A 3,950-nucleotide genomic window follows, 5' to 3' on the forward strand; every position below is an offset into this window, starting at 1 on the left:
TCATAATGTCCCCAACAACGTACGCATTTTTCATGACTAGCTTTCTCTGTCTTAACAAAAGAAACTCCGCCCTCTATAAATGTATCGTCTTTGCTGTCTGAAAGTGTTACTTTACTTACAATGAATATCTCGTTTAAATATTTTTCGTATTTAGCAAGCAAGTCTTTAGTTGATGATTCTTTAGTGCATATTGTGATATAAGCCTCTAAAGATTTTCCGATTGTGCTGTTATCTCTAGCTCTTTCAAGTGATAATAACACATCATCGCGCACTTTAAGAATTGAAGCCCACTCATTTTCTAACTCTAAATCAATTAAACTCTCATCAGCTTTAGGATATAATTCTAAATGTACAGAAGAAGCATTTTCTCCTTTGTAGTATCCCCAAACCTCATCAGTTGTGAAAGGAAGTACAGGAGCTATTAATTTTACTAATACATCTAATATCTCAACAAGCACAGTCTGAGCACTTCTTCTTGAAACAGAATCTTTTCTATCACAGTATAATCTATCTTTTATAATGTCAAAGTAAGTGGCAGAAAGCTCAACAACACAGTAATTTATAAGTCTTTGATAGAATAAATGGAACTCATAACCATCACAAGCCTTATCAGCAACTTTTATAAAACTATGAAGTCTTGATAAAGCATATCTGTCTACAGGAAGTAAATCTTTAACTTCAACCTTTTCTTTGCTGTAATCAAAATCAGAAATATTTCCTAACAAATATCTAAAAGTGTTTCTTATTTTTCTGTAGTTGTCAGCAATAGCCTTCATCATGTTATCACCAACACGTGCATTGTGAGTGAAGTCTTCGCTTATACACCAAAGCCTTAATATATCAGCACCATATTTGTCAATAACCTCCAAAGGTGAAACAACATTGCCCGCACTTTTATGCATAGCTCTGCCCTGCTCGTCTAAAGTCCAACCATGAGTTACAAGCTCTTTGTATGGAGGTATTCCTCTTATAGCCATAGAAGGCCAAATTGCAGCTTGGAACCAACCTCTGTATTGGTCGCCTCCCTCTAAATATATATCAACAGGGAAAACTCCGTCCAAATCTTTGTTAGTTTTCTGTGCGGCAAAAGATGATACACCAGAATCAAACCAAACGTCCAAAATATCTTGCTCTTTATCAAAATCACAGCTTCCGCATTCACATTTAGTGCCTTCAGGAAGTAAATCTTTAGCCTCTAATTCAAACCAAACATCCATTCCTTTAGTTTTTACTATTTCAGCAAAATGTCTTGTAGACTCAGCAGTTAATAAAGTTTTTCCGCAGTTCTTACAATAAAACGCAGGTATAGGAACTCCCCAAGAACGCTGTCTTGATAAACACCAGTCAGGGCGATTTTCAAGCATTTTTTTCATTCTGTCATGTCCCCAAGCTGGATACCATTTAATATTATCTAAAGATTTAACTGTTCTTTCATCTATATTATCATGAGTCATATTCATAAACCACTGAGAAGTAGCTCTAAATATTAGCGGATTTTTACATCTCCAACAAATAGGATAACTGTGAGTAACTTTCTCTTTATGGTATAATGAACCGTTATTTTCAAGTATCTCTACCACTTTAGGATTAGCATCTCTTACTTTCATGCCCTGCATTTCTGGAAACTCGCTTGTATATCTTCCAGCTTTGTCAACTGGACAATATATATCAAGTCCGTAATTCATACCTGTCTGATAGTCTTCCATACCATGACCAGGAGCAGTATGAACAACACCTGTACCAGCAGTAGCCTCAACATAATCAGCAAATACAACAGCAGACTTTCTGTCTTTAATGAATGGATGTGCTATTTCAAGTTTTTCAATCTCTTCCATAGATATAGGAATAATATCTCTTCCCTCTGCTTTCATTTCTTTCTTAGATAGAACTGTATCAACTAAAGAAGTTGTCATTATTGCATATCTTCCGTCTATTTCAACAGCCACATACTCTAAATCTCTATTGAAAGCACAAGCCATATTTGAAGGCAATGTCCAAGGAGTAGTAGTCCATATCATAACATCAACATTACCGTTTAATTTATCATTGATTTTATTTAATACTGGAAATCTTACATACACACTTGTAGAAGTATGGTTTTCATCATATTCTATCTCAGCAGCAGCCAATGCAGTTTCACACTCCATACACCAGTGAATAGTTCTAAGTCCTTTATATATGTAGCCTTTCTCTACTAACTGTGCAAATACTTCAACTATTTCAGATTCATATTCAGGAGACATTGTAAGATAAGGATTTTCCCAATCACCCATTACACCAAGTCTTTTAAACTCTTTTCTTTGAATATCAATATATTTCTGAGCATAAGCACGGCATTTTTTTCTCATTATAAATTTAGAAGTTTCTTTATATTTATCTCCTAAACTCTCCTGCACCTTTAATTCTATGGGCATACCATGACAATCCCAACCAGGAACATAAGGAGAATCAAACCCCTTAGCAGATTTATATCTTACAATAATATCTTTAATAATTTTATTCAATGATGTTCCAATATGAATGTCTCCATTCGCATAAGGCGGTCCATCATGTAAAATACATTTAGGAGCACCTTTTCTTAATTCTCTAAGCTTTTGATAAAGTTTTTCTTCTTCCCATTTTTTTATTATTTTGGGCTCTTTTTCCTTCAAACCAGCTTTCATAGGAAAAGCGGTCTTAGGTAAATTGATAGTAGAACTATAATCCATCTTATTTTTGCTCCATTTTTTATTTATTCTTTATTTATAAAGATATTCAATTCTATATTAGAAGCTAATTTTTTACAAGGTTTATAAATTAATAATTTTTATTTGAGAAAAATATAAAAGACATTGCAAAAAAAATTACATATTATATTATGTAAATAAGATTTATAAATATTGAGGATTATTATGAATTTAAACGATTTGAATGATAATGAAAAAGAGTATTACCATGATATACTTGATGCGATGAATTTGGGTGTTATAGAAAATGATATGAAAGAACATCTTAAAGAATCAAAAATTGATAATAAAATATCTGATGATAGAGCAAAAGAGTTAGAGAAATTAGCAAGAGATGAACAAATTAACTCTATAGAAGAATTAAAAAATGATGAAGAGAGAAGATATTATAAAGAATATATAAAAATGATGGAAGACGGAATAATATCCGACAGCGAAAGAATTAATTTAAATAACAAAAAAAATAGATTATCTATAAGCGATGATAGGGCAGAGAAAATAGAAAATTTATATAAAAAAAATAATAAAATAACAAAATATAAAGAAATTTCTATAACTGAAAAAGATAAAGAAATAGGATTTTTAAAAAGATGGAAATATCTTAATAGAACTAAATTCATTTATTTTCATATATTTAATTTAGTTATTATATTAGCATTTGAAATATACTTTTTTATAAGATTAAAAGGCACATTTAATAATCCTAAACCAGCACCTACAACATCTTTTGAAAAGTTTGCTGATATGATAAAATCAGGAGCTTCTACTATATATCAATCCATAGTACCAGACAGTATAGCAACAGGAATAGAGATGGCTAACAATATTATCTTTAATGTTATTATTGTTGTACTTCTGCTTGTTCTTTTAATTGTACTATTTGTTTTATATACTTATTCGGCTAGAATACTTTCTATTATGATAGCAAAAACATACAAACAGGTTGATTTTTTCTATAGAACTATAGCTATATTAATACCTGTAGCTATATCAATAACTATGATTATTTTTACTGAATGGGATCACATGAGCGATAGAAGAGCCATTGCTAAATTTAAAAAAGAAAATACTGAGCTGATAAATAAAGAAGATTATTTAAGAGTATTTGATAGAAATAGTCATATAGAAAATAATTTGGCACTTATATATAAAAACAGATATCAGCCTACAAAAACTTCAGAGTTTGATAGATTAATAAGCAGTATGACTAATTCATTTGAAAAA

The 3,950-nt window shown here is 30.9% G+C and carries 2 protein-coding genes; one reads left to right on the forward strand and one right to left on the reverse strand.

From position 1 onward, the window contains the following. Window positions 1-2,708 (reverse strand): isoleucine--tRNA ligase (ileS, locus tag E6A48_RS06975; RefSeq protein WP_219709319.1); only part of this gene is annotated, 2,708 nt, incomplete at its 3' end. Between the two features lie 183 nt (window positions 2,709-2,891). Between ileS and E6A48_RS06980 the strand changes: the two genes are divergently transcribed. Continuing rightward, window positions 2,892-3,950, forward strand: a 1,059-nt coding sequence (locus tag E6A48_RS06980) for a hypothetical protein (protein WP_219709320.1), incomplete at its 3' end; no start/stop codon positions are given.

This window comes from Brachyspira pilosicoli (assembly GCF_019402445.1).
Lineage (GTDB): Bacteria > Spirochaetota > Brachyspiria > Brachyspirales > Brachyspiraceae > Brachyspira > Brachyspira pilosicoli_B.